The sequence below is a fragment of the Pandoraea sp. genome (genome assembly GCF_004297875.1).
Taxonomy (GTDB): domain Bacteria; phylum Pseudomonadota; class Gammaproteobacteria; order Burkholderiales; family Burkholderiaceae; genus Pandoraea.
Window position 1 is genome coordinate 53,089 of the sequence record NZ_SCSK01000054.1, and the last position, 25,588, is coordinate 78,676.

The window sequence follows — 25,588 nt, forward strand, 5'->3', positions numbered from 1 at the left end:
GCTGATGTGAGGGTATGGTTGCCGCAGATTAATCTGCGGCACGCCTCCCCACTATAGGCTGGAATGCGCGGTTGTCGCTCGGCGGCCCCTGCGCGGTTTGATCTGCGTCAAGCCGCCCGGGTGATCGGCTCAGGCGCTTAGCCGGGCCGGCTCGAGCACGGCGCGCAGGCCGTCCAGATCGACGATGCGAATCAGCCGCTGCCGCATGGCGATATAGCCGGCGTCCTGGAAGCGCGAAAAAATACGGCTCACTGTTTCCATTTTCATGCCGAGATAGTTGCCGATTTCTTCCCGCGTCACGCGCAGGTTGAACTCGCTCGACGAGTATCCGCGGGCGGTCAGGCGTGCGGAGAAATCCAGGATGAAAGAGGCAACGCGTTCCTCGGCGCACATATTTCCGAGCACCATGAGCAACTTGCGTTCGCGGGAAATTTCCGCGCCGAGCAGGCGATGCACCATATGCTGGATGGTGGGCATATCGAAGCTCAATTGCTCCAGATGCTTGAACGGAATCACGCACACCTGGCTGTCCTCCAGCGCGATCGCGTCGCAGTCGTGGCGACCGCCGGTAATGCCGTCCAGACCCAGCAACTCTCCTGAAATCTGGAATCCGGTGATTTGCTCGCGTCCCTCGGGATTGAACAACTGGGTTTTGAACGATCCGGCCCGCACCGCATAGATATTCTCGAACGGATCGCCCGCGTGATATAGCCCATGGCCGCGCCGGATCGTGCGCCGCGCCGAGATCAGCGTGTTGAGCAGTTCCGCGTCCTGCATGCTCAAGCCGCTGGGCAGGCAGATGGCTCGCAGCAGGCAGGAGGTGCAATGCAGCGCGGCTGTGTTGTCGGACACTTCGTGCAGATGATGGATTTGCCGCCTGGACATGGCCACCGTGACGGGATTTGCGGGGGATGACGCTAATGCTTCGAGTGACATGATGGGCTCCGTAATGCGCGATGAGTCACGAATCTATTGTTTTTTGCTGCGTCGACAACGTTTGAACAATTTCCAGCAAACGCCCAAGTTCGGCCGTTTTGTCGAGAAAAAATGCCGCACCACCCTTCATGCAGATGTCCTGGATGTAGGGCACCGCATAATTGGTCAGGACGATCACCAGCACGCCCGGCAAATGCTCTTTCAAGTGCTTGAGCACCGTCAGGCCAGTGCCGTCAGTGAGCTTCAAGTCCAGGATGACGGCGTCCGGCGTGTGTCCGTCGATCCCCTCGATCGCCTCGCGCACGGTAGTCGCAAACCCGACGACATGCACCAGCGGCAAGGCGGCCAACCGGGTCAGCAGGCGCTCCCGGATCAGCGCGGAGTCTTCGACCAGATAGACCTGGAACTTGGGTGAGAGGCACGATTTCATGACTCCAGTATGCAAAGGCGCGGCTGTGAAAACCAGACGTCAATGGCTGGATTGCCTATCGGTGCCGGACTACATTTGTAGGCAAAGGACTACATGGTGATCCGCAGGGGGGAGGGCGCTCGCGCGAGGCTCGCCCCGAGCGCTACCGCCCGCTGGCGTCGGGCGCGACAATGCCGGCCAGCGGAATGGCGATAGCGATGCGCACCCCGCGCCCGGGCGCCCCATCGATGACGAGCGTGCCGTCGAGGCGGCCAACCCGCTCGCGCATGCCCATCAGGCCGAACGACGCGATGTTGGCGCGCGCCTCGGAGCGCATGCCCTGGCCATTGTCCTCGATGTGCAACAGGCAGGCGCCGTCGCGCGCGGCCAGGTCGATGATGACCTGGCTGGCGCGGGCGTGCCGTGCCACGTTGGTCAGCGCTTCCTGGATGATATGAAACAGCGTCGCGGCGGCGGCGTCGCTCAACGGCAGCTCGCCCAGTGCGGCCCGGAACTCGACGGCGATGCCATAGCGCCGGCTGAAATCTTCGGTGAGCCAGTCGAGGGCCGGCACCAGGCCGAGCGTCTCGATCGCGATCGGATGCAGGCCGGCGACGATGCGCCTGAGCGAGGCCACGCCGACGTCGATCAGCCGGTGCATGTCGCGCATGTTTGCGGCAACCTGTGCGGCTACGGCCGGGTGTGCATCGAGCATGCCGTCCAGATCGGCCAGCGCCATCTTGAGCGCGGTGAGCTGTTGGCCGAGGTCGTCGTGCAGCTCGCGCGCAATGCGCGCTTGCTCTTCCTCGCGGGCGGCCTGAATATGCCTGGAGAATCGGCGGATTTGCTCAAGCTCCGCGAGCCGGCGGCGCTCGGTAAGATCTTGCGTGACCTTGGCAAACCCGCGCAGCGTTCCCTGCTCGTCGCGAATGGCGGTGATGATGACGTTGGCCCAGAATTTCGACCCGTCTTTGCGTACGCGCCAACCCTCGCTTTCATATCGGCCCTGCGCGGCCGCTGTGGCAAGCGCCAGGGCAGGCTGGCCCGCGTTGACATCTTCCGGCGAGTGGAACACCGAGAAATGGCGGCCGAGTATTTCAGCTGCCTCGTAGCCCTTCAACTTGCGTGCACCGGGATTCCAGCTGGCGACGTTGCCCGCCGGGTCGAGCCTGAAAATCGCATAGTCACCGACGGCCTCGACCAGCAAACGGAAGTTCTCGTCGGCCGGCACATGAGGTGGAGTTGGCGTGGTATCCAGGGGCTCGGTCGCCTGATCGCTCATCGTCCTCTCCGGAAAGGCGAGTCCGGCTTCGGCAGGGCGCGGGCCCTAACTTGGCCTGGGGGGATGTCGCCAATATCATGCATTCTAGGTTTATTTGGCAGTAATTGGAATTGGCTCGAACCCAGGGACCGGCGGGGCCCATCCAGCGCGGCTTTGTGGCAGTATGTATGTCGCCCGGACGTGGGCTTGGCCCGCGCGGCACGCACCGATGCACCTGAGCACGATCGACTATCCAGTGAGGCGACGAGAATGAAAGCAGCTTGGTATACCGAATCCGGCGAGGCGCGCCGTGTACTGGTGGTGGGCGAACTCGAGACGCCGATGCCGGGTCCCGGCGAAGTGCGGGTGAAAGTGGCCGTGTCGGGGGTCAATCCGTCGGATGTCAAGACGCGGCGCCGTCCGCTGCCATATCCTCGTGTGATTCCGCACAGCGACGGGGCGGGGGTGATCGACGCCGTCGGCGCGGAAGTCGCGCCTTCGCGCCTGGGCCAGCGCGTGTGGCTCTGGAACGGCCAGTGGCAGCGCCCGATGGGCACCGCTGCGCAGTATATCGTGGTGCCCGAGGCGCAGGCCGTCTGGCTGCCCGAGCACGTCGATTTCGCCGCCGGAGCCTGTCTCGGCATTCCGGTGATGACTGCCTATCAGGCGGTGCGCCTGCTTGGCGATGTAGCCGGCAAGACGATTCTGGTGACTGGCGCCGGTTCATCGGTGGGCCACTATGTGACACAGATCGCAACCCGGCAGGGGGCCCGCGTGATAGGCACCGCCGGCTCGGCGGCCCGGCTGGCCAATGCCACGGCGGCCGGGGCGAGCGCGGTGATCGACTACAAACAGGAACCGGTGGCTGCGCGCATCAAGGCGCTGACTGACGAACGCGGCGTCGATGCCGTGATCGACATGGATCTGTCGAGCACCGCCGCCTACGTGCGCGACGGTGCGCTGGCGCCGCACGGCACGCTGGTCTGTTACGGCTCGAATCAGGCCGACGACGTCCCGTTGCCATTTCGCATGCTGCTGTACCGCTCGATCGCCGTGCGCTTCTTCCTGATCTATGATCTTCTGCCGGCCGACCGCGAGGCCGTGCTGGCCGGCGTGAATGCACTGTTGGCACACGACAGGCTGGTGCATCACGTGGCGGCGCGCTTTGCGCTTGACGACATCGCCGCGGCACACGAGGCAGTGGAGGGCGGCAGGCTGGTCGGCAATGTCGTCGTCGATCTTCCCTGAGCGGCGCGGCCAGCCGCGCCGCGCGCCGGTCTTGTCTTTCATCCCAACGCAAAAGGTTATGCCATGATCCACGAACTGCGCATCTATCACTGCGCCCCGGGCCGTCTGCCGGCGCTGCACGATCGTTTCCAGCACATTACCCTCAAGTTCTGGGAAAAATACGGCATCAAGCCGGTCGCCTTCTGGACCACCGTGGTCGGGCCGACCAACCAGACGCTGACCTATCTGCTCGAGTGGGAAAACCTGGCCGAGCGCGAAGCCAAGTGGGACGCCTTCATCGGCGATCCGCAATGGCAGGCCAAGCGGGCCGAAAGCGAAGCCAAGGCGGTCATCGTCGAGCGCATCGAGAATCAGATTCTGGTGCCGACGGCTTATTCGCCGTTGCGCTGACCAAGGGTCTCGCGCTAAACCGCCGGCGGCCCTCGGATTCTGCACATTGGCTTGCCGTCGCAGCACCCCGACTCACCGCCCCCGCGCCATCACGCCATCACGCCATCACGCCATCGCCATCATGGGGAATCGTTGGCCGGCTGGGGCACATCATTGATATGAATCAAGCGCGCGACAAATTGGCGGGGCAAACTGCGATGCAGGTATGGCGTGCGTGGCATTTTTCTCTATGCTTGGATAATTGAGTCGACCGAGACCTAACGCCGAGGCAAGCGTGGATGCCTGATAAACGAGGGAGGCCGGTATGTCGCGTGAATCCGATTGGTTGGCGGCGCAAGCCTATGATGCATTCCCCGGCGCCGCCGAATTCGTCGAGGGACAAGACCCCTCGCACGTGATCGTCAAATGGAGCATTGCGTCGGCTCACGGACATCGCCGCAACGCGCCGCTGGCCGTGGCGATCGATCCCAAGGTTGTCGACCGATGGTATGAAGCCGGCGACCGCGAGCAGGCTCGCATCTCGCGATATGTTCGCAGCGCGATCAGGAACAGGATGAGGGCCTACCATGCCGATGGGCCGGTCGACGTGCCCGCGGCATTCCTTGTCACCATCGATGAAGGCGCCTTGTAGCGATCGTTGCGTCGCTACGCATCATGTCGGCAGCCTTTCCCATGGCCGGCTCTCGCGAGCCTGTGCCGCCGGCCGGCCGAACGGTTATCATCGGCAATATATGGCGGGTCGCCGGCCAGCGACGCGAATGCGGTGCATCGTCTGGCCGCAGCGCCCGTTGAAGGCGGCCTTGGTCCACTCTTTCAGGATTATCCATGAGTCTTCGCATCGTTCAGCTCGGCACCCCCCGCGCGCCCGACGAGGGCCTGCGCATCGGCACCGTGCGGCGTCCGCCGCGCGGCGTGCCGAAAGCAGAATTCAGCAAGCGCGATTACTACGATGTCTGGCTGCCTAACCTCTCGCCCAGCCCCGAGCTGGTTGCCGAGGCCCAGGCCGCCGAGAGCCAGGCCGACTGGAATCGCTTCAAGCGCAAATTCCGCGCCGAGATGAACACCAGCGAGCACGGCAAGGTACTCGACCTGCTGGCCGCCCTGTCGCACACCACGCAGTTTTCGGTGGGCTGCTACTGCGCCGACGAAAACCACTGCCATCGCAGCGTTCTGCGCGAGTTGCTGCAGGAGCGGGGCGCCGAGATCAAGTGAGCTTGAGCTGTACGCCGGAGAAAAACCCGCGCGGGAGCCTGGCCGGAAAGTCGCTGGCCTCGGCGCTGTCCCGCCGATGCCTTCGCCGCCGGGGGCGCATATGCGCCCGCTCCAGCGCATCGCAGTCGACGCACACAATTCGGCGAAACGCCGCCCGCATGGCCGCGGGTGTGTCCAGTCCGACGGCCACGGCAATTCGCGCGAAATCGAGCTTGGTTGTCATCATCTGCACCAGCGCGGCGATCACGCGCTGCCGTTCTACCACGGCAGCCAGGCTGGTGCCGCTTTGTGCCAGCAAGGCATGGAATGCGCCCTCCGGCAACCGGCAGTGCCTGGCCAGCGCATCGGCCCGCCACTGCGCGTTGGGTGCGCGAAACACCTGACGGGCCAGCGCGGCGGCCAGTTGGGTGTTCTCGGGGGCGGTCGCGCATGCGGTGCGGTGATCCGTCTCGAAAGTGACGATGGCTCTGGCAGCAATGCTGGCGCCGGTTCTTGCCGCGAGCAGATAGTCCAGGGGGGTGCCGGGCGGTAATTCGGCATCCTGGCCAGGATGAACGGTCCGATGGCCGTGTCGGGTGATCAGCGCTGATGTGCCTGACAGCACCTGGACGCGCAGCGCATAGGGGATGTCGATGCCGCGCAGCAGCAGTTGTGTCGTGGTGGTCAGCGGCACGCGCAGCGGAAACGGCAGCGCGCCGCGTGCCCACAGCGCGTCGATGCCCTGCCGGACGCCGTTCATCGGTGTACGGCAGCCGCCGAGATGGCGCGGGCGCGATCGACGACAGGCTTGTCGACCAGCTTGCCATCGATGGCGATGGCGCCGTGCGGATCGGCGGCCACCGCCGCAAGCACGCGCTCTGCCCAGGCGCGCTCCTGATCCGAGGGCAGGAAGCCGCGTTGCACCGCCGCGACCTGCCTGGGATGAATGCACAGCTTGGCGCCGAATCCGAAGCGCCGCGCGCGCAGCACCTCCGCTTCGAGCGTCGCGGCGTCGTCGATGGCCAGCGCCACCCCGTCGACCGGCGCAGGCAGTCGCGCGTAGCGGGATTCGACCACCAACTGGGTGCGTATCGCATCGAGTTCCCGATCGTCGCCCCCGATGCCGGCATCTCCGCAAAAATCCACCGAGCCGAAAGCAATGCGCGTGAGACCCGGCGTTCCCGCAATCTCGCGCAGATGCACCAGGCCGGCCACGCTTTCGACCAGCGCATGGAGCTCCTGCTCGGGCCGCAACCGGGCCCGCACGGTGCTCAATGCCGCGCGCTCCTCGCTCTTGGGCAGCATGATGCCGGCCACCGCAGGCAGCGCGGCGAGCGCCATATCGTCGACGTGCCATGTCGTATTGACGCCGTTCACGCGCACCAGGATGCGCTCGTCCGGCCCGCCCCGCGCCTGCAGCCATTCGGCCAGGGCCGCGCGCGCCGTTGCCTTGGCGCCGGGCGCCACGGCGTCCTCGAGATCGAGGATGATTCGATCGGCGCCGCTGGCCAGCGCCTTGGAAAAACGTTCAGGGCGTTCGCCCGGGACAAACAGATAGCTATAGACGGACATGATCGGCCAGGTTGTTCAGACGGGGCGCCAGTCGCGCTGGAACTTCTCCGAATAGCTGAAGCGCTCGGCGGGGTGCGTGCTGATCGCCACCTCCACGACTTCGCCACGTCGATTGATGTAATGCCGGCAAATCCACAACGCCGCGGAGCGGGCCTTGACGTTGAGCTGCCGGGCTTGTGCGCTAGTGACGTTTACCGCGCGGATTTCCTGCTGCACTTCGGTGATCTGCTCGCCGAACTGACGTTCGATCAGCGTGTAGATCGGCGCGTGTGTCGCGGAGCCCACGTTCTCGATCGTGCGAAATGCCGGGTGGATGTAGATCTCGCTCACGCAGATCGGGTAGGGGGAGTCGCCCGAGCGGCGCAATGCCTCGATGCGCAGCCACGTCTCGCCAGGGGTCGCGCGCAACAGGCCACACAGGCTCTCGTCGATCTCGATGGTTTGCCGCGAGACGATGTCGAGCTCGGTGTCCGCCGTGTATTGCTGCAGATCGCCCAACTGCTGCATGACCTGCTGGTAGCCGCTGACCGCCTGCTGCGCCCGCACGCGGGTGCCGACGCCGGCCTGGCGGTCGACCAGCCCCATCTGCACCAGCCGCTTGACGGCTTCGCGCACCGTGAAGCGACTGGCCCCGAACTGCTCGCACAGATCGTATTCGGTCGGCAACAGATCGCCGATACCGTATTTGCCCGCCTGGATTTCGTTGATCAGCGTCTGGGCCAGTTGCAAATAGCGGGGCTGTTGATTGAGCAGTGTTGTCATGCAGATGTCGCACGCGGCGATGAGAGGCGTTGAAGGGCCTTATTATTGCACCACAGCTTTCTCGCGCAGCCAAGCAATGCGCGTATCGTCATACCCGAGGTCGCGCAGAATCGTTTCGGTATGCTCGCCCATGCGCGGCGCGGCACGCGTGGGCAACGCCTCGTCGATGCGCACCGGCGAGGCAACACCGCGAATCGGGCCGTGTTCGGGATGCAGAAAGTCGAGTACCCGGTCCTGTTCGGCAACGAACGGGTTCTCCAGCGCCTGGGCCACGTCGTAGACAGGCGAGGCCGGCACCTTGCCAGCGAAACGCGTCATCCAGGTGGCGGTATCCTCCGTCATCAGCACGTCGTCCAGTTCGCGCCGCACGCGATTGCGGTTGGCCAGCCGCGCCTTGTAATTGCACAACTCCGGGTCGCTGATCCATTCCGGTCTGCCCAGCACCTCGGCCAGAACGCCCCAGAACTTTTCCTTGTTGCACATCAGGAATATCCAGCCGTCGCGCGTCCGATACAGCTCGCTGGGCGTGAGCGACGGGTGGCTCGAACGCGGTTCGCGCCGGGTAGTGTGCCCGCCATTGAGGTACCAGGTCGCGACGTAGGCGAGGTTGTGCAGCGCCACATCGAACAGGCTGACATCGAGATCGCGGCCGCGCCCGGCACGGCGCGCCTCGAGCACGCCGGCGAGCAGCGCCATCGCGGCGGTCGTGCCGGTCATCAGATCGATGATCGACAGGCCGAAGCGCGCGGGCGGCCCGTCCGGTTCGCCGGTGAGCGACAGGTATCCGGCCTCGGCCTGCATCAGATAGTCATAGCCGGGCCAAGCCTGGCGCGAGCCGGTGCGGCCGTAGGCAGACAGATGCACGCAAACCAGTGCCGGGTTGGCGGCGGCCAGCGAGGCGTAGTCGAGCCCGAGCTTGACCGGCAGGTCGCCGCGCAGATTGTCGAACAGCGCGTCGCTCCTGGCGACCAGGTGTTGCAGGATCTCGCGCCCCTCCTGGGTTTTCAGGTCGAGCGTGAGGCTGCGCTTGTTGCGGTTGAACGCCTCGTAGAAGTGGCTGTCGCCGGGGCCGAAGTAGTGCGGGCCAACCGCGCGGCCGACGTCGCCGCCGTCCTTGGCGTTTTCGATCTTGATCACATCGGCGCCCAGATCCGCCAGGTGCTGCGTGGCGAACGGGCCGGCGCCGTATTGCTCGACTGCGACCACGCGCAGTCCGGAAAGTGGCAGACTCATACGGGATTCCTTGCTATCAGTTGCTTGGCGATGATGATGCGTTGCATCTCGTTGGTGCCTTCGCCGATCACCAACAGCGGCGCGTCGCGGTACAGGCGCTCGATATTGAATTCCTTCGAATAGCCGTAGGCGCCGTGAATGCGCATGGCTTCGAGGCTGTTTTCCACGCCTGCCTCGGTGGCGAAATATTTCGCCATGCCTGCTTCCATGTCGCACCGCTCGCCGCTGTCGTACGCCTGCGCGGCGGCGTCCACCAGCAGGCGCGCCGCTTGTACGCGAGTCGCCATTTCGCCGAGCTTGAGCTGGATCGCCTGATGCTCGCAGATCGGCTTGCCGAAGGTCTTGCGCATTTGCGCGTATGCCACTGATTCGTCGAGTGCGGCCGCCGCGATGCCCAGCCCGCGTGCCGCGACATTGATACGGCCCAGCTCCAGCCCACCGAGAATCTGCTGAAGCCCGCGTCCTTCCTCGCCGCCGAGCAGCCGATCGGCCGGCACGCGATAGTTGTCGAAGCTGAGCTCGCAGGTATCGATGCCTTTGTAGCCGAGCTTTTCGAGCTTGCGGCTGACATGAAAGCCCGGCCCCTTCTCGGCGATGAGCAAGCTCATGCCGCGGTGGCGCGGCTCGGCCGCGGGGTCGGTCTTGACCAGCAGGATCAGGCAATTGCCGTGCATGCTGTTGGTGATCCAGGTTTTCGCGCCGTTGACCACGTAATGATCGCCATCGCGGCGGGCCGTGGTGCGAATGGCCTGCAGGTCGGTGCCGCAGTCGGGCTCTGTCAGGCCGATGCCGCCGCGCAGCTCGCCGGTGGCAAAGCGCGGCAAATACGCCTGCTTTTGCGCCGGCGTGCCAAAGCGCTGCACCGCCATGGCCATGATCAGGTGCGAGTTGATGATGCCGCTGACTGACATCCATACGGCCGACATGCGCTCGATGATGCGCGCATAGGTGCGCGTGCTCAGGCCCAGGCCACCATATTCCGGCGCGATAAGGCAGCCGAACAGGCCCATCGTCTTCATGTGTTCGACGATTTCCTCCGGGTAGGTATCGCTGCTCTCCAGCGCGCGCACGTGCGGCGCGACCTCGACCTTGAGGAAGCGATCGATCATGTCCAGAATGAGTTGCTCGTTATCGTCGGCGGCAGCGCCTGACGACGGCGCATTGGGGTGAGTCATGAAAAGGTCTCCTCGATCGGAAAATTAAATGGGTTCGGCCAGCAGCGCGTGCAGCGCGCCGGCCTCGAGCCGCTCCAGCGAGAGCACCGTCTCGCGGATTTGCGCCGCGCGCGACTCGGGCAGGGCGCGCTTGGCATTGATGAAGTATTTGTCGCTGATATCGTGGTTGGTGAGTGGCCGATCAGCACTGCCGCGATTGATTGCCTCGCGGTGGCTGAGCTGGCGGCCGCCGTTCATTTCCAGTATGACCTCGCCGGTGTAGTGACGCGGGAAGGTCGAATCCGGATCGATTTCGTAATCGACTTTGCCGGCCAGTGCCAGCACGGCCGCATCGGCCAGCGCTGCCGGCTCCAGCTCGTCGAGCGTAAAGCGGCCCTTGAGCAAGCCGCTGGCGACGATATAAGGAATGCTGAACTGGGCTTCGTAGCTATTGGCCGGGCGACGCTTGTTGGCGACCGGCTCGCAGACGGTCTTGACGACCTGCTGCGGCACTTTCACGCGCACGCGTGCGATGCCGGCGATACTTTGTGCGAACGAGGCACTGCCTTCGGTGCCGAGCTGGTTGTGCAGCGCCACGGCGGCGTCGGCGGCCGCATGCGTGAAATGACACGCCGGGATCGGCTTGATGGCGACTTCTTCGATTTGCCACTGCTGGCCGAGCCCCGCGGTCGCGAGCGACAGGTCGGCCTGCGCACGCATCTCGCCAAGATAACTGGCATACAGGCCGAAGCGTCCTTCGTACGGTGCCTGGGGGCCGATGAATCCTTGTTTGGCGAGCACTGCCGCGGTCATGCCGGCGCCGGCGGCCCAGCCTGGATGAATGCGCTTGGTCCATGCGCCGTCTTGCAGGAACTCCAAACTGCCGCTGGCCATCGACAGAGCAATGCCTTGCGCCATCGCGGCCTGCCGAGCGTTCAGTCCGTCCAGGCGGGCCGCGGCCACGGCGCAGCCGAACACGCCGGCCACACCGGTCGGATGAAACCCGACCTGATGAAAGCCGCCCTGCGCGACGGCGCCCACGCGAGTGGCGACTTCCATGCCCGCGATATAAGCGGCCAGCATTTGCGCGCCGCTGGCGGCCACGCGCTCGGCGCTGCCGAGGACGCATGGAAAAATGCTGGCGGTGGCGTGAATCACGCCGCGCGAATGCGTATCGTCGAAATCCAGGCCGTGCACCAGCACGCCGTTCATCAGCATCGCATCGCGCGGCTGCAGCAGCCGCCCGTGACCAATCACCGTCGCGGGCCCGCTGCCGAGCGCCTGCATGGCCCGCAGCGATACCTGCGCGAAATCGTAGTCATGCGAAGCATAGGCCAGGCCGATTGCATCGAGCAGCAGGTGCTTGGCGCGCTCGCGCACGGCCGCTGGCACCTGATCGAGTTGCAAGCCCAGCGCGAAGCCGGCCAGTTGCGGCGCGATTGGAAGCTGCGGCGTCGCTTCGGCGCGGGATGAGGTGGCTGCTGCGTTCATGAAATTTCTCCTTGAATACTCAGGATGCTCGACCCATGCCGGCTGGCGCGATGTCCAGTTCGGGTGCGCTGATATCTTCGAGCGACTGTTGATTGGTTTCGACCCGCAGGGCCAGCAGACCGACGATCAGCAGGCCGAGCACGCCGATGACCATCGACAGCACGCCCGTGAGGCCGAAGCGCTGGAACAGGTAGACGGCCAGATACGGCGTGCTCATCGAGGCTGCTCGCCCGCATACGCCGGCAAATCCGGTGCCGCGCAGACGATATGCGGTCGGGAACAGCTCCGGAATGTAGCCGTACAGACCCAACGTGACGACGGTATAGATTGATGTGACGAGCACGAAGCCGACCACCGAAATGGCCAACGGATCACGCATTTGCGGATAGATGAAACCCAGCACGATGGTGGCCAGACTGAACACGATAAGGCCCTTCTTGCGGCCGATCCGGTCACCCAGGAAGTACCCGACCAGCGCGCCGCCCGGCGCGCCAAACGCCATCAACGTGGTGAACCCGAGTGATTGCACCACCGTCAATCCTTCCTTCACGAAAAAGGTCGGCAACCAGGCCACGAAGCCGTAGACCGACATATTGATTGCCACGCACGTGAGCGCTGCCACCAGGGTGCGGCCGATCACCGGGCGCGAGAACAGGACCGACAGCGGCACATTGAGCGCCATTACCGGTTGCGTTGCCGGCACCGCGGGCAGCGGGCCGCGCTGCTGTTCGACTTCCGCTTCAATGGCCGCCAGGGTGGCCTCGGCTTCGGCCGAGCGACCCACCGACTCCAGCCAGCGCGGCGACTCCGGCATGCGTTTGCGCAAGACCCAGATCAGCAGGGCGCCGCCACCGGCGATGGCGAACATCCAGCGCCACCCCAGGTTGGGAATCACCACGTAGCCGATACTGGTGGCAAATAACAGGCCCGAGTTGATGATGAGTCCCATCAGAGAAATCCAGCGCCCCCGGTAAGCCGGCGGGACGAATTCGCACAAGGTGCCGGCGGCGACCACCAGTTCGGCGCCCAGCCCAAGCCCCATCACGAAGCGCAACACGATCAGTGTCTGAATGTTCGGCGCAAAGCACGCGAGCAGCGAGGCCACGCCGAACACTGCCAGATTGGCCTGGTACGAGTATCGTCGGCCGAAGCGATCGCCGACATAGCCGGCTAGCGCCGAGCCGATCAACATGCCGAAGAACGTTGCCGAGATGAATGCCGCGCCACTTTGCAGCGTCGAAAATCCTTGTTTGACGGTGGCCGCAAGCACGCCACCAGCAAGATAGATGTCGAATGCGTCGAGCAATGCGCCGCCGCTGATGAGGCCGAGGATTTTCCAATGAAACCGGGAAATGGGCAGCCGGTCCAGACGCGGACCGGCATTGACGGTTTGATGGTTCATGCGATGTCTCCTTGATGTTCAAGCGCTACCGTTCTGGTTGCGGGAGTCGCTTGTCAATTGAATTAATTGAATTACCGTTTACACAGAGGGCCGTTGGCGATGCCAATCGGTTTGCTGCTGAAACTGGTGGCCGATGCGCAGCAGCGTTGCTTCGGCAAATGGCCGGCCGATCAACTGCACGCCATTGGGCAAGCCGTTTTCGGTGAATCCCGCCGGCAATGCGAGGGCCGGCAGGCCGAGATAATTGATGCCGCGCGTCCAGTACGAAAGATTGCCGAAGCGCGCCTCGATCTCGGCCTCGCTGCCCGAGAGAGTGGCCTCGATGGTCGGCACCGCGCAAGGCAGGACGGGCAGCAACAGGGCCGACGCGTCACCCAGGCAGGTATCGAGAAAGCGCGTCTGAACCTGGGCGCGCATGCGCAGCGCATCGATATAGCGCGTGGCCGGATAAAGCAGCCCGCGCTCCAGGCGGCGTCGAACCTGAGCGCCGTAATCATGCGGTCGGCTGGCCAGCCAGGCGCCATGCACCGATGCGGCTTCGGCGCCCAGCACCAGGCTCGCCAGCGCACCGGCCGTGCTCAGGTCGGGCAGGCGCACGCGTCGCAGCGTGGCGCCCGCACGTGCCAGGTCGGCCGCTGCCTGGCTCACGAGTGCGCGAAGCTCGCTCGTGAGCACCGCCTGACTCGCCGCGTCGTCGGAAAAGTCGGGCACGGCAATCACGTCGCCCGGCCCGAGCGGACGCGTCAGACCGGCCTCGTAGTCGCGCGTGCGAGTCGTCAGGCAGGCCGGATCACGCTCGTCCGGGCCGGCCACTACGCTCATCAGCCGAGCGCAGTCGCGCGCTGTCTGCGCCAGGAATCCGACACAGTCGAGGCTGGCCGAGAGCGGCATCACGCCGTAGGTCGAGATGGCGTGCTGCGTCGGCTTGAGGCCGGTCACGCCGCATGCCGCCGCCGGCAGGCGCACCGAGCCGCCGGTATCCGAGCCCAGCGCGCCGAATACCAGGCGCGCGGCCACCGCCGCCGCGCTACCGCTCGACGAGCCGCCGGAGATGTGCTGCGACGACCATGGATTGCGGCCGTGCCCGAGGTGTGCGTTGAACCCGGTGGGGCTCATGGCGAACTCCGCCATATGCAGGGCGCCCAGCGTGAGCGCACCGGCTTGCGAGAGCCGTTCCAGCACTGTGGCGGTGTAGTCGGGGCGAAAGCCCTGCAGGATCGTGCTGCCGCACTCGCTGGGCAGGCCCGCCTCGAAGAACATATCCTTGTGCGCCAGCGGGATGCCGTGCAGCGGGCCACGCGGCAGCCCACCGCCTGCGCCCAGGTCGAGTTGCGCGGCCCGGCCGAGCGCCCGGGCTGGATAGGTGCGCACGAATCCATTGAAGCGCGCGGCTGTAGCGTCGACCCGCGCAAGACAGGCGCTCGCCAGGGCGTGAGCGGCGGAGCGATCGCGCAGATTTTCGACGGCTTCGCACAGCGAAGCCGTGCTCGGCAGGCTCGCGTCGATATCATTCATCGGCTTGCTCCGCCAGTCGAAGAACCCGGACGAAGTCGTCCGTGGCAAGCCAGTTCAGTGGCGCGGCCGCCTGGGCCACGGTGCGGGTGACGGCCAGCGCACTTGCGACCAGATCCGCCGCGTCGGCCAGTGTCAGCGGCGCCGTGCCAAAAGCCGTCGCCCAGCCTTGCGCCGCGCGCGCCTGGGCGGCGCGATCATCTTCAGGCGGGTCTTGTGTCTCGTGCGCTCTCGTTGTCATCTGATTCTTCCGTGGGTCGCTGTCGAAATGGGCGCGGGCGACTTACGCGTCGTCCACGCCATGCCCGCGCTTGGGAATCAGCGCGCTACGGATGAATTCCATGATCTGCACGCCATCCTGGTTGAACGCGCGCGTATGTACCGTGACGATACCCTGCGTCGGCCGCGAGCGGGATTCGCGCTTTTCCAGCACTTCCGATTCCGCGTACAGTGTGTCGCCGCAAAAAACCGGCGCGCTCAGCTTGATCTCTTTCCAGCCCAGATTGGCGACCGCCTTGCCGCTCACATCGTTGACCGTCATGCCCAGTACGATGGCCACCGTCAGGCCGCTGTTGACCAGCAGGCGCCCGAACTCGCTCTTGGCTGCGTAGGCCGCGTCGCAGTGCATCGGGTGGAAATTCATCGTCAGCAACGAGAAATGGATATTGTCCGCCTCGGTAATGGTGCGCCCCGGGCGGTGTTCGTAAATATCGCCGACGATGAAGTCTTCCAGATAGCGCCCATAACTGGCGCGAATGCGGCGCGTTTCGCCCGCGGCGGCAATTGCTTTTGCGTCCATGACTCCTCCATTGAATGTTTATTGCTTTGTCCGGACAAAGTATCGGCGATAAGAAAATGGAAGTCAAGCGGCCTGGATGAAAATTTGCGAGCCAGGGGACAACGTAATCGACATCCTTGGATGGGCGCTGCCCTGACGATTGGGAAAAGACCAGATCTCGGCACACATCAACCGGTTGCCGCGCTAAGCCATGCCTAAGTTTCGATGCTTAGAATGAAATCGTCAGGGCTTGCAGGGTATCCCGCCGCTGCAATTAACAATTCGTTCGAAGTCCATCATTTCCGGTGCGCCGGAGCGAGAGCCGGCGCGGTGGAGAGCTGCCCGACGACCGCTTCGCTGCGGCATTGCCGTACCCGCCGCCTCGCTACTTCGATCACGCGAACGCGCATACAGGACGCACCATGGAACATCTCAACACAACGCTCTTCCTGATGATCAATGCCGCATCGTATCGACCACCGATGCCGCTTGGGCCGCTCTCATACTTCTTCGCGCAGGAGTTCATCTGGATCGTGCCGCTCGGTCTGGTCGCCGGCTGGCTGCGTGGATCCGCACACGTCAAGCAGGCGCTCGTCCTGGCGGCCTTGAGCGGCCTGACGGGGCTATTGATCAATCAGCTGATCGGCATGGTGTGGGATCACCCGCGCCCGTTCGTGCTGGGGCTCGGACACACTCTGATAGCCCATGCGCCGGATTCGTCGTTTCCGAGCGATCACTTGACACTGATCTGGAGTGTGGCTTTCGCCTTTGTCCTGCAGTCCCGGTGGCGCCGCATCGGTGTGCTCGCACTGCTGGCCGGTTTGCCCATCGCCTGGGCGAGAATCTACGTCGGGGTGCATTTCCCGCTGGATATGGCGGGCTCGCTGGTCGTCGGTGCAATCGCCGCGTGGTTGGTGCATGCGCTGCGCGACTCGCTGGTGCTTACCACTTACCAGTGGATGGCGATACTGTATCGCCAGGTGTGCGCGCCGCTTATTCGGCGGGGCTGGTTTGTCGCGTGAACCACGGCTGATCGCTGAGAGCGCCCGCGTCATGACAAACTCCCTGCAATCCCGGCTGATTTCGTGGCAGGCCGCGTGCATTTTGCTGGTCGGCGCGATCGCGGGCTTTATTTCTTTTTTTTCGGCGTTCCAGGAAGCTTACGAATTTCAGGACGATCAACTGATTCAGGTCGCGGCGCTGATCAACTCGCAAATCCTCTCGGTGGCCGAGCACAGCGGTTTGCCGGTCGTCGTCAAGGATAACGACTCGCGCTTCACGGTGCAGGTACTGGGGCAGCGCAGCGAACATGCGTTGCCGCTGCCGTCGAATATGGCCAATGGTTTTCAGACGCTCCTTCTCAAGCGGCGCTCGTGGCGCTTCTATGTCAGATCGCTGGCCGATGGCCGGCGCGTGGCGGTCGGCCAGAGCACCGAGGGACGCGACGAGCTCGCGCGCGACAGCGGCGTGCGCACAGCGATGCCATTCCTGATCCTGCTGCCGCTGCTTGTCACGCTGATCGTCGTCTCCGTGCGCAGGACGTTTGCGCCGGTCGAGCGCCTGTCATCCGACATCGACGCGCGCGGCCAGAACGATCTGCGAGAGCTCGACCTCGACGGCGCGCCGCAGGAGATCAGGCCTTTCCTGCATTCCATCAACGGCCTGCTGGCACGCCTGACGCGGGCGCTGGCCGAGCAGCGGCGCTTCATTGCCGACGCCGCGCATGAACTGCGCTCGCCGATCACCGCATTGCTGCTGCAAACCGCGAATGTCGAACGCGCCGTGCTCGACCCCGAAGCGCGCCTGCGGGTGGCCAGCCTCAAGGCCGGCTTGCAGCGCACGCGCGCCTTGCTCGAGCAACTGCTTGCGATGGCCAGGTCGCAGTCCAATCCGCAGGATCCTGTCGAAAATCTGCCGCTCGCCAGTGTGATGTGCCAGGCATTGCGGGAGTGCGAGCCGTTGGCGCAGGCCAGGAACGTCGCGCTGGCGCTGCATGACCAGAGCGGCCAGGCGCAACTGAGCGCGACGCGCGCCGACGTGCTTGCGATGCTGCGCAACCTGCTGGACAACGCGATTCGCTATACGCCGCCGCACGGTATGGTTGAAATCGCGTTGCGGGCCGTCGCCGGCGAGATCGAGGTGAGCATTGCCGACAGTGGCCCCGGCATTGCCGCGGCAGACAAGGCAAGGGTCTTCGACCCATTCTTTCGCGTCGGCGGCAGCGACGACTTTGGCTCGGGCCTGGGGCTGGCCATTGTGCGCACGATCGTCGAACGCCTGCATGGCCAGGTGTTCCTTGAGGATGTATCTGCCACGCCGCCGCATGGCCTGCGTGTGCGGCTCATTTTGCCGCGCAGTCGCGACGGATCGCGACCCAAGTTGTCGCCGGTAAATTGACGGCATGGCACGACCCGCGTCGCCGGCATGGAACGCATCGAACCGTATAGGGAGATTTCATGAGAAAAAACTTTGCCTTGATGATGTTGGTGTTCTCCGGCTTTGCGTTGGGCGAAGGGCGATCGGCCAATGCCACGCAGTCCGTCGTGCCGCGGCGCGAGATCACGGCCTCAAGCACCACTGCCGGGGCTGCCAACGAGCCGCGCGCCGCATTGCGGGCGCAACAGCAGGCCCGCCAGCATCTCGCGCATGCACATAGCACGTTGCAGACAACGCTCGCGCTGTATATGCAGGGGGAGAGCACCGACGAGCAGTTGCGGCAGGCGAGCGGGCGCTGGCCGATGCGGAAAGGACGTGCGCGGCATATGATGAGAGCGGCCGACGTCCGGGAGGTCGATTCGACGCTGCCCGTTATCTCTTATAGAATCAAGCCATCAAACGATCGCCGTCATGAGCCGGGACACCCGGCAAGGCGAGCAGCTCCGGCCTGGGGGCAGCGCATCGCGATGACACGCGAGAGCGAGGCGACGGGCATGCCGATAATCATTTCTTAGGGAGCCAAGGCGCGAGAATATGGCTTATTTTTCGATGATGCTGCAACTGATGGCGCAGCGCATGCGGCGCTCGACATCGTGGATGTTTGCGCAGGAATTGCTTGATAAGCCGCGCGCGGTCGGCGCGGTGTGGCCCAGTTCACAGGCGCTCGCGCGCCGCATGGCAGCCCAGGTGCCGGTCGATGGACATGGCTGGGTGGTCGAGCTGGGCGGCGGCACCGGCGCGATTACCGAGGCGATTCTCGCGCGCGGCGTGTCGGTCGAGCGGCTGCTGGTCATCGAACGCTCTGGTGCGTTCGTGCGTCACCTGCGCCGGCGCTTTCCCGCCGTGCGCGTGCTGCAGGGCGACGCCGCCAAGCTGGCGCAGCTGTTGCCGGCTGGCGCGTGCGTCGATGCCATCGTTTCGAGTTTGCCGTTGCGCTCGCTGCCGGCACTGGAAGCCGGAGAAATTCTCGCGCAATGGGTGCGTGTTTGCACCACGGGAGGCGTCGTGATTCAGTTCACCTACGATCTGCCGGGCTTGCGTCGCCATCAGCCGCCCGGTTTCGCCCCGTGCGCGAGCAGCATCGTCTGGAACAATCTGCCGCCGGCGCGCGTGCTTACTTTTTCCCGCAGCGAAGCCCGAGCTGGCCGATAAGCGCATCGGGCGCCGCCGGGTTATCGCCGATCCGACGCATGGCGGTTGTGGGGTGCCCGAATCATTCGTGAATCGCGGCGCGCGGGCACCGCGGAGCTTCATCAAGCCTTGCCAGGACGCCCCGTTTTGACTTTGGTCACCGCCTGCACTTCGATAAGCAGGCGCTTGAGCGGCATGACCTCCAGCGCAGCCAGGCCTGCGCGCAGCAGTTCGCTTTTTTTGACCTGAACGCCTTCGGCCAGACACTTCTTTTTGAGCTGCGCCAGTTTCGCGTGATCGTACTCAGGCATCGTGAAACTGTCGCGAATGACCTTCATCTTGACTTTCTTCGGTGGTTTTTCGCTTTTTGCCGATGCGGCGATCGGCGCCGGGTTGGCCGAACTCTTTAGCGTGCTTCTGGCTGGATTGACCATCTGCGCCGTTTTTTTGCCAGCCGCGACATTGGCGGGGGAATTCCCGCCCGCAGACTTCACGGGAGGTTTGGCAGCAGGTTTGGCCGCGGGTTTGGCGGGGGCACTGACGGGCGATTTGCGAGTGGTTGCCATCTATCTCTCGATTATTATTAAACGGTATATACAGTATATATAGTTTTTAGAGGCTTGGCGAAAAATCCCGGTGCACCGATGGTCGCGACTCGCGGCGCGCTGCCGGATAGCTCAAGTCGCGCGGCGCAGTGTGAAGTTGATGCGGCGCGCGCCGAGCAACGGGTGCACGCCGTCCTTGATCGGCAGCACGCCGTGATAGCGCAGACGGTCCGGGCCGCCCCATACGACAACGTCGCCATGCACGAGCGGCACCCGCGCCGGGCGGCCGCTTCGCGTAAGTCCGCCGAACTGGAAGATAGCCGGTAATCCGAGCGACACGGAAACGACCGGGGCCGTCAGATCGTGCTCGTTTTTGTCCTGGTGCAGCGACATGCGCGAGCCGGGTTCGTAACAATTGATCAGGCAGGCGTCCGGCGTGAAACCGTCAAAGCCGGCGCGCGCGGCTGCCTCCCGCGCCAGGCGAAGGAACGATGGCGGCATGGGCGGCCATGGACGGCCGGTGATCGGATCATGCGCCGCATAGCGGTAGCCGTGCCGATCGGTGACCCAGCCCAACGCACCGCAGTTGGTCAACTGCACCGACATCTCGAAGCCGCCGGGCGTCACCATATGGCGGAACGGCGCCACGCGCTGGATCGCATCCAGTGCTGGCAGCAACTCGATCACATAGGGCAACGCCAGGCCGGGCAGCACAAACGCGTGCGAGCCCAGCGCGAGCGGAGTGTCCGAGTCGAAGAGGGTGCCTTGCGAGAGGAGCATGTTGCGCGCGGGTAAATTTGCATCGATGCCCGCTACTTTAGCCGACAATAATGCTGCGCGCACTCGGTGCCTTGCGCTTGAATCGCGCGGCCGGTGGCTGTAGCCGGCGAGTCACGTCCAGGGCGAAGTATCGCTCCGAAACGCAGTGCTAACATGAGCGGCGCATCACGGCGACTATCGGTTGCATCGCGAGGACAGCATGACGCTACAACAATTGGAGACATTCTTCTGGACAGTTAATCTCGGCAGTTTCTCGGCTGCGGCCGAGCGCCTGTATGCGACGCAGTCCACTGTTTCGATGCGTATTCGCGAACTGGAAAACAGCCTGGGTGTCGAGCTGTTCGATCGTACCCAACGCAAGGCCCGGCTCACGCCGAAAGGCCGCGAGCTGATGGAATATGCGACGCGCATGCTGGATCTGTCCACCGAGCTGGAGCACCGAATCGCCACGCGCGCATCGGTTGTCGGCTCGGTGCGTTTTGGCGTGGCCGAGGTGATCTCCACCACCTGGCTGCCGCAATTGATCAAACTCATCGCACAGCGCTATCCGCACGTTCGCCTCGAGATCGAAGAGGCTCTGACCGGCGACTTGATGGCCGACCTGGCCAAAGGCGAATTGGAGCTGGTGCTTGCGCCGGGTTATACGCGTCTGCAGAATGCCTCGACGCTGTCGCTGGGCAAAGTGCCGTTCGTCTGGATGGCCAGCCCTGCCCTGGGGCTCGAGCGGCGCGTCTATCGTCCTTCCCAACTGGCGGCTTGGCCGGTCATCGGCCTGAAGCCGGAGTCCTTTCATTATTCCGCGATCGAGGAGTGGTTCCGGCGCGATCATGCGCGTTGCCAGTATCTGGCGCGCTGCAAAAGCGTCGCGGTGGCGGCGTCGATGACGATCGCGGGCATGGGAGTGGCCTACCTGCCGATTCGCGGTTATGAGGCGGATATCGCCCAGGGGCGCCTGGCTGTGATCGAGGTCGAGGATCCTTTCGATCCGGTGGAATTCATCGCGGCCTTCCCGCAGGGACACGCCTATTCGCTTGCGCGCAGCGTTGCGGAACTGGCCAGGGAAGTTAGCGACTTCGAAAAGTGATGGTCCGGGCGGCGCAGCATGCCTGAAGCCAGCCACTTCCCCATCGATTGCGTCAGTCCGGGTAAGTCGGGCCCGCTTCGGCCCACTGGCGGGCCCGGCCGGACTGTTCAAAAAAATTGATTGAAAAAGCCCGGAAAATATCGTTTGAATTTGCGTCTGCGTTAACCGAGTATCTCTTCAAAGGAAAACAAAAGCGGGCGCGTCGCCGACACGGTACTGTCACGCGGCGATGACGACACCGCTCCCCATTCTGGAGGACGGAGATGCCTACAACGCAGACAGCGGCCGCGGTGCGAGAGCAACCGGCGCAGCACGGCAACGCGAAGCTGAGCGTGATGCTCAGGACAGTGGTCTATTTGGCCGACGACATTTGCAGTTTCGAGTTTGTCTGCCCGCACGGCCGGTCTTTGCCCGCGTTCTCGGCGGGCGCCCACATTGACATCCATTTGCCCGGCGGCATTATTCGCCAGTACTCGTTGTGCAACGACCCGGCGGAGCGTCATCGCTATGTCGTGGCCGTGCTGCGAGACCCGCGCGGACGGGGCGGCTCGCTGGCGATGCACGAGCAACTGCATCCCGGCGCGATCGTGACGATTTCGATGCCGCGCAACCATTTTCCGCTGGCGGCCCATGCCTCGAGTTATGTATTCCTCGCTGGCGGCATCGGCATTACACCCATCATGTCGATGGTTGCCGAGGCGCGTGCGGCGGGTAAGCCATTCCATTTGTATTACTGCACGCGCACCCCGCAACGCACGGCTTTCCTGCGCGAGCTGCGGCCCCTGGTCGAGGCGGGCGTGGCGCTCGTGCATCACGATTATGGCGAGGTTGCCGCCGGCCTAGATCTGAAGCGCCTGTTGTGCGACTACCCCGCTGGCGCGCATCTCTATTACTGCGGCCCCACAGGCTTTCTCGATGCCGTCGAGCAAGCCGCGTCCGGCTGGCCCGCGCAGGCCGTGCATTGCGAACGGTTTTGCGCACCGGCCTCCTCTTGCGCGGCAGACGACCCTGAAGGCGACGCACCGTTCGAAGTCGAGCTCGCGAAGAGTGGCAAGCGGCTGACCGTCGCGGCGGGGCAAACCATCGCCGATGCGCTGGTCGCCAACGGCGTGGAAGTCGACGTGTCTTGCCGCCAGGGGTATTGCGGCACCTGCATGACGCGCTATCTCGCCGGCCAGCCCCTGCACCGAGACACCGTGCTCGATGACGAGGACCGCGAGGACTTCATCATGATTTGCTGCAGCAGGGCACGCGGCCAATCTCTGGTGCTGGATCTCTGAATCTCACGCAGCGATCGTGTGACCGGTCACACGGCTGAGATCGCTGGCTCGACGATTTATTTTCTGTTTGTTTATTTGCACAGCTAATTAAATTTCATAAGAGATTTACCGGAGGCGAAACTCATGAGTGCATTTGAATACGTATCGAATTGCTGGTACCCATTGGGATTTTCGGCAGAATTTCCGGTGGCCGAGTTGCAGGGCCACAAAATCGCCAGCCGGCCGATTGTCGCGTGGCGCGCCGAGCAGGGCGAGGTAGTGGCATTCGATGACCGCTGCTGTCACAAGCGATTCCCGCTGTCGGAGAGCAAATTGCTGGACAGCGGCCATTTGGAGTGCGCCTACCACGGGCTGTGCTACGACACGAGCGGGCAGTGCGTGGCGATTCCGTCGCAGCCGGACAAGGCGATCCCGCCCCAGGCCCGTCTCAGGACCGTGCCGGTCGTCGAGCAGGATGGGGTGGTTTGGGTATGGCCTGGCGATCCTGCCCAGTCGGCAGCGATCCGACCGCCCCGCACTCCGGAAGTCGTCGATCCCGACAAGGTCGCCGTGGGGTCGCCAGAGCCGCTGCGTGTGCCGGCCAATTACTTGTTGCTGATCGAAAATCTGCTGGATATCAGTCATTTCTATCCGTTGCACGACGGCAATATCGGCGACAGGGAAAACAGTCTGATTCCGGTCGAACTCGAAGAAGGAGAGGCGGGTGGTTATCAATACGTGAAGACCATTCGACGCATCGACCATTACCGGCAGCCTCCGTACTTGCGCGAATGGTTTCTGTACGACGAGGTCGAGCGCCTGCATACGCACTGCATGGTCAGCCCGGGCTTGACCCGGGTCGAGATGCATGTGGCACCGCCCGGGCAACTGGGCACCGACGCCGTGCGCGGCTATACGCTGTTGCACCTGCATTTCCCGGTGGACGAGCGCAATCTGGTGTGGCGCTGGTCGGTGTCTTGCAAGAAAGGGCATACGCCATTGAGCGACCCGACGATTCCCACCGCGCATAAAGTGGCCGAAATGTTTCCGGCGGTCGTCGCGCAGGATCAATGGGCGCTCGAGCGGCAGCAGAAGATGTTCGAATATCCCGATGACGGCTACGCTGAGTTGTTCCTCAAGTCAGACAAGGCGCTGCGCCGTGCCCGCCAGATCCTGATGACCATGCAGCGCCAGGAGCGGCTGCCAAAGGCGGGCGCCGGCGGACCATCTGAACACACCATCGCGCTGGTGGCGCAAGGGGGTGGCGCGGCGACGGCCTGACGCATCGTTTCCGAGCGGCGCCCATAAGCCGCAGTCTGCCGCGGCTCACGTTGCACGCATCAGATCGGCCGTCGCCCTCAAGCCAGCTTTACCGATAAATATAAGACATGCGGTTCATCCCAGGAGATACATTGTGGAAACTCGAGCTATCGAAACCCCGAGCGTCGAACCCGTGAGCGAAAGCTCACGTAAAACGCTGATGCAGCGCTGCGTGTACACGTGCGTTTATCTCTTCGAACGGATCATGCCGGATCCTTTCGTGATCGTAATTCTGTTGACGGCGGTGACTGCGCTGTGCGCGTTCTTTCTGGCGCCTCACGGCACCCCCTCGGTGATTCTCTCGGGTTGGTACAAAGGGATCGTCGGGATCTTCACTTTCGCGTTCCAGATGGTGCTGATTCTGGTGACAGGGTATGCCCTGGCCAATGCAAACGTGGTGCAGACCGGTCTGCGCCGGGTAGCGCTGCTGGCGACCGGGCCCGGCTCGGCGGTGGCCATCGTGTTCGCCGTCGGCGCCACAGCGACGTTTCTGAACTGGGGTTTCGGGCTGGTGGTCGGCGCGATGATGGCCAAGGAAATTGCCAAGCGGGTGCGCGTGGATTTTGCCTGGTTGGTGGCAGCCAGCTATACGTCATGGGTATTGTGGGCGTTCACCGGCATGTCGAGTTCGATCGCGCTCTCGATCGCTTCGCCCGGCAGTCCGCTCAACCTGATCGAAAAGCAGATTCACTCGGTCGTGCCGCTGTCGCAAACCGTGTTTTCCTCCTGGATCCTGTTGCCCGGGTTACTGGCCACCGTGCTTCTGCCGGCGCTGTTCATGTTGATCCGCCCCGCCCCCGGTGATGTCATTGCGGCCGATCCGCGGGCACTGGCTGAACAAGATGCGCACAGCGACGGTGCCGTCAAGCGCACGTCCATCGCCGGTCGGCTCGAGGGATCGCGCATTTGCGCCATGGTATTCGTGGTGGCCGGCGTGGCCTATCTCGCCCAGGAGTGGAGCCAGCACGGCGTCAGCCTCGACATCAACACCGTGATCTTTATCTTTCTGCTGACTGGACTTGCCCTGCACGGCAGCGCACGAGCCTATGTCGATGCGATCTCCAAGGCGGCGCGGGTCACCGGTCCGATGCTGCTGCAGTATCCGTTCTATGGCGGGATCATGGGCATCATGTCGGCCACCGGCCTGGCGCAAGTGGCTTCCTCCGCCTTCATCCATTTTGCCTCGGGCCACACATTGCCGTTCTGGAGCTATATCGGCTCGCTGTTCATCACCCTGCTGATTCCCAGCGGTGGCGGGCATTGGGCCGTGCAGGGGCCGTTCACGATTCCGGCGGCCGTGCAATTGGGCGCGTCCCTGCCGGGCACCGCCATGGGTATTGCCACGGGCGAACTGGCCGCCAGCCTGCTGCAACCGTTCTGGGCGATTCCGGTCGTGGCGATCGCCGGCGTTGGCGTGCAGCGTGTGATTGGCTTCACCTTCGTGAGTTTTCTGGCCTGCGGGAGTTTCTTCGGGCTGGTGTATCTGGTGCTGGTGCCGCTGCTTCACTGAGGGCCGGGAAGGCATGCGAGATGGCATCGGATCGACGTAAGCATTGACTGAAAGGGAAACAAAAGATGAAAACACGCGCCGCCATCGCCTGGGAAGCGGGCAAACCGTTGACGATCGAGGAGGTCGATCTGGAGGGCCCGCGCGCGGGCGAAGTGCTGATTGAAGTGAAGGCCACCGGCATTTG

Annotated in this window: 28 protein-coding genes and 1 pseudogene; 14 read left to right on the forward strand and 15 right to left on the reverse strand. The window is 63.9% G+C overall.

All coding sequences use genetic code 11. The annotated features are described in order from the left end of the window. Nucleotides 1–129: 129 nt before the first annotated feature. From EPN80_RS16530 to EPN80_RS16540, 3 genes are all read right to left on the reverse strand, one after another. Entirely contained in the window at nt 130–936 is an 807-nt protein-coding gene (locus EPN80_RS16530) for a helix-turn-helix domain-containing protein (protein WP_293029696.1), read from the reverse strand. 25 nt (nt 937–961) lie between these two features. Then, nucleotides 962–1,366: a response regulator transcription factor gene (locus EPN80_RS16535; protein WP_293029698.1), complete on the reverse strand. Its 405-nt coding sequence runs from the start codon at nt 1,364–1,366 to the stop codon at nt 962–964. A 142-nt stretch (nt 1,367–1,508) separates the two neighbouring features. Beyond that, the gene (locus EPN80_RS16540; RefSeq protein WP_293029700.1) at nt 1,509–2,627 is read right to left on the reverse strand and encodes a PAS domain-containing sensor histidine kinase; all 1,119 of its coding nucleotides are present in this window, start codon (nt 2,625–2,627) and stop codon (nt 1,509–1,511) included. A gap of 249 nt (nt 2,628–2,876) precedes the next feature. Between EPN80_RS16540 and EPN80_RS16545 the strand changes: the two genes are divergently transcribed. The 4 genes from EPN80_RS16545 (at nt 2,877) to EPN80_RS16560 (ending at nt 5,456) form a co-directional block, all read left to right on the forward strand. Then, nucleotides 2,877–3,854: an NADPH:quinone reductase gene (locus tag EPN80_RS16545; RefSeq protein WP_293029703.1), complete on the forward strand. Its 978-nt coding sequence runs from the start codon at nt 2,877–2,879 to the stop codon at nt 3,852–3,854. 63 nt (nt 3,855–3,917) lie between these two features. Next, nucleotides 3,918–4,244, forward strand: coding sequence for an NIPSNAP family protein (locus EPN80_RS16550; protein ID WP_293029706.1), 327 nt, complete (start codon nt 3,918–3,920; stop codon nt 4,242–4,244). Nucleotides 4,245–4,548: 304 nt separating this feature from the next. Continuing rightward, nucleotides 4,549–4,875 (forward strand): hypothetical protein, encoded by a 327-nt coding sequence (locus EPN80_RS16555; protein ID WP_293029708.1) that lies wholly within the window; start codon nt 4,549–4,551, stop codon nt 4,873–4,875. A 194-nt stretch (nt 4,876–5,069) separates the two neighbouring features. Continuing rightward, entirely contained in the window at nt 5,070–5,456 is a 387-nt protein-coding gene (locus EPN80_RS16560) for a DUF488 domain-containing protein (protein ID WP_293029712.1), read from the forward strand. Here EPN80_RS16560 and EPN80_RS16565 read toward each other — a convergent pair. From EPN80_RS16565 to EPN80_RS16610, 10 genes are all read right to left on the reverse strand, one after another. Beyond that, the gene (locus EPN80_RS16565; RefSeq protein WP_293029715.1) at nt 5,449–6,195 is read right to left on the reverse strand and encodes a hypothetical protein; all 747 of its coding nucleotides are present in this window, start codon (nt 6,193–6,195) and stop codon (nt 5,449–5,451) included. The two genes, EPN80_RS16560 and EPN80_RS16565, sit on opposite strands and share 8 nt — an antisense overlap. Further along, on the reverse strand, nt 6,192–7,007 hold the full coding sequence (locus tag EPN80_RS16570; protein ID WP_293029718.1) for a CoA ester lyase: 816 nt from the start codon (nt 7,005–7,007) through the stop codon (nt 6,192–6,194). Before EPN80_RS16570 ends, EPN80_RS16565 begins: the two co-directional genes overlap by 4 nt. A gap of 15 nt (nt 7,008–7,022) precedes the next feature. Then, nucleotides 7,023–7,769: a GntR family transcriptional regulator gene (locus EPN80_RS16575; RefSeq protein WP_293029721.1), complete on the reverse strand. Its 747-nt coding sequence runs from the start codon at nt 7,767–7,769 to the stop codon at nt 7,023–7,025. 42 nt (nt 7,770–7,811) lie between these two features. Beyond that, complete coding sequence (locus EPN80_RS16580; protein WP_293029724.1) at nt 7,812–9,002, reverse strand: CoA transferase; 1,191 nt, start codon at nt 9,000–9,002, stop codon at nt 7,812–7,814. Continuing rightward, nucleotides 8,999–10,177: an acyl-CoA dehydrogenase family protein gene (locus tag EPN80_RS16585; RefSeq protein ID WP_293029727.1), complete on the reverse strand. Its 1,179-nt coding sequence runs from the start codon at nt 10,175–10,177 to the stop codon at nt 8,999–9,001. The genes EPN80_RS16580 and EPN80_RS16585 overlap by 4 nt, the downstream gene beginning before the upstream one ends. A 24-nt stretch (nt 10,178–10,201) precedes the next feature. Continuing rightward, a complete protein-coding gene (locus EPN80_RS16590; RefSeq protein ID WP_293029729.1) occupies nt 10,202–11,647 on the reverse strand; it encodes an MmgE/PrpD family protein in 1,446 nt (481 codons plus the stop codon). Between the two features lie 19 nt (nt 11,648–11,666). Beyond that, entirely contained in the window at nt 11,667–13,049 is a 1,383-nt protein-coding gene (locus tag EPN80_RS16595; RefSeq protein ID WP_293029732.1) for an MFS transporter, read from the reverse strand. A gap of 78 nt (nt 13,050–13,127) precedes the next feature. Beyond that, nucleotides 13,128–14,564 (reverse strand): amidase, encoded by a 1,437-nt coding sequence (locus tag EPN80_RS16600; RefSeq protein ID WP_293029735.1) that lies wholly within the window; start codon nt 14,562–14,564, stop codon nt 13,128–13,130. Continuing rightward, the gene (locus EPN80_RS16605; RefSeq protein WP_293029738.1) at nt 14,557–14,802 is read right to left on the reverse strand and encodes a hypothetical protein; all 246 of its coding nucleotides are present in this window, start codon (nt 14,800–14,802) and stop codon (nt 14,557–14,559) included. Before EPN80_RS16605 ends, EPN80_RS16600 begins: the two co-directional genes overlap by 8 nt. A gap of 42 nt (nt 14,803–14,844) precedes the next feature. Then, nucleotides 14,845–15,360, reverse strand: coding sequence for a MaoC family dehydratase (locus tag EPN80_RS16610; RefSeq protein WP_293029740.1), 516 nt, complete (start codon nt 15,358–15,360; stop codon nt 14,845–14,847). Nucleotides 15,361–15,761: 401 nt separating this feature from the next. Between EPN80_RS16610 and EPN80_RS16615 the strand changes: the two genes are divergently transcribed. From EPN80_RS16615 to EPN80_RS16630, 4 genes are read left to right on the forward strand one after another with little or no spacing between them, the layout of a single operon-like run. After that, a complete protein-coding gene (locus EPN80_RS16615; RefSeq protein WP_293029743.1) occupies nt 15,762–16,361 on the forward strand; it encodes an undecaprenyl-diphosphatase in 600 nt (199 codons plus the stop codon). Between the two features lie 31 nt (nt 16,362–16,392). Beyond that, nucleotides 16,393–17,736 (forward strand): ATP-binding protein, encoded by a 1,344-nt coding sequence (locus EPN80_RS16620; protein ID WP_293029746.1) that lies wholly within the window; start codon nt 16,393–16,395, stop codon nt 17,734–17,736. 59 nt (nt 17,737–17,795) lie between these two features. Next, nucleotides 17,796–18,290, forward strand: coding sequence for a hypothetical protein (locus EPN80_RS16625; RefSeq protein ID WP_293029749.1), 495 nt, complete (start codon nt 17,796–17,798; stop codon nt 18,288–18,290). 49 nt (nt 18,291–18,339) lie between these two features. Further along, nucleotides 18,340–18,927 carry a methyltransferase domain-containing protein gene (locus tag EPN80_RS16630; protein WP_293029788.1) on the forward strand — a complete coding sequence of 196 codons (588 nt, stop codon included), beginning with the start codon at nt 18,340–18,342 and terminating at the stop codon, nt 18,925–18,927. Nucleotides 18,928–19,028: 101 nt separating this feature from the next. On the opposite strand, the gene EPN80_RS16635 is transcribed toward EPN80_RS16630, so the two are convergent. After that, on the reverse strand, nt 19,029–19,244 hold the full coding sequence (locus EPN80_RS16635; protein WP_293029752.1) for a hypothetical protein: 216 nt from the start codon (nt 19,242–19,244) through the stop codon (nt 19,029–19,031). Here EPN80_RS16635 and EPN80_RS16640 point away from each other — a divergent pair. After that, nucleotides 19,234–19,515 carry a hypothetical protein gene (locus tag EPN80_RS16640; protein ID WP_293029755.1) on the forward strand — a complete coding sequence of 94 codons (282 nt, stop codon included), beginning with the start codon at nt 19,234–19,236 and terminating at the stop codon, nt 19,513–19,515. The genes EPN80_RS16635 and EPN80_RS16640 overlap by 11 nt on opposite strands. Nucleotides 19,516–19,583: 68 nt before the next feature. Here EPN80_RS16640 and alkB read toward each other — a convergent pair whose 3' ends face one another. Then, nucleotides 19,584–20,231, reverse strand: coding sequence for a DNA oxidative demethylase AlkB (gene alkB / locus EPN80_RS16645; protein WP_293029757.1), 648 nt, complete (start codon nt 20,229–20,231; stop codon nt 19,584–19,586). 199 nt (nt 20,232–20,430) lie between these two features. Here alkB and EPN80_RS16650 point away from each other — a divergent pair, with 199 nt between their 5' ends. From EPN80_RS16650 to EPN80_RS16670, 5 genes and pseudogenes are all read left to right on the forward strand, one after another. Then, nucleotides 20,431–21,315 (forward strand): LysR family transcriptional regulator, encoded by an 885-nt coding sequence (locus EPN80_RS16650; protein WP_293029759.1) that lies wholly within the window; start codon nt 20,431–20,433, stop codon nt 21,313–21,315. Nucleotides 21,316–21,578: 263 nt separating this feature from the next. Continuing rightward, complete coding sequence (locus EPN80_RS16655; RefSeq protein WP_293029762.1) at nt 21,579–22,595, forward strand: PDR/VanB family oxidoreductase; 1,017 nt, start codon at nt 21,579–21,581, stop codon at nt 22,593–22,595. Between the two features lie 123 nt (nt 22,596–22,718). Beyond that, entirely contained in the window at nt 22,719–23,855 is a 1,137-nt protein-coding gene (locus tag EPN80_RS16660; protein WP_293029765.1) for a Rieske 2Fe-2S domain-containing protein, read from the forward strand. A 133-nt stretch (nt 23,856–23,988) separates the two neighbouring features. Further along, nucleotides 23,989–25,404 (forward strand): TIGR00366 family protein, encoded by a 1,416-nt coding sequence (locus EPN80_RS16665; RefSeq protein WP_293029768.1) that lies wholly within the window; start codon nt 23,989–23,991, stop codon nt 25,402–25,404. A gap of 65 nt (nt 25,405–25,469) precedes the next feature. Beyond that, a pseudogene (locus tag EPN80_RS16670) lies at nt 25,470–25,588 on the forward strand (S-(hydroxymethyl)glutathione dehydrogenase); the annotation flags it as partial.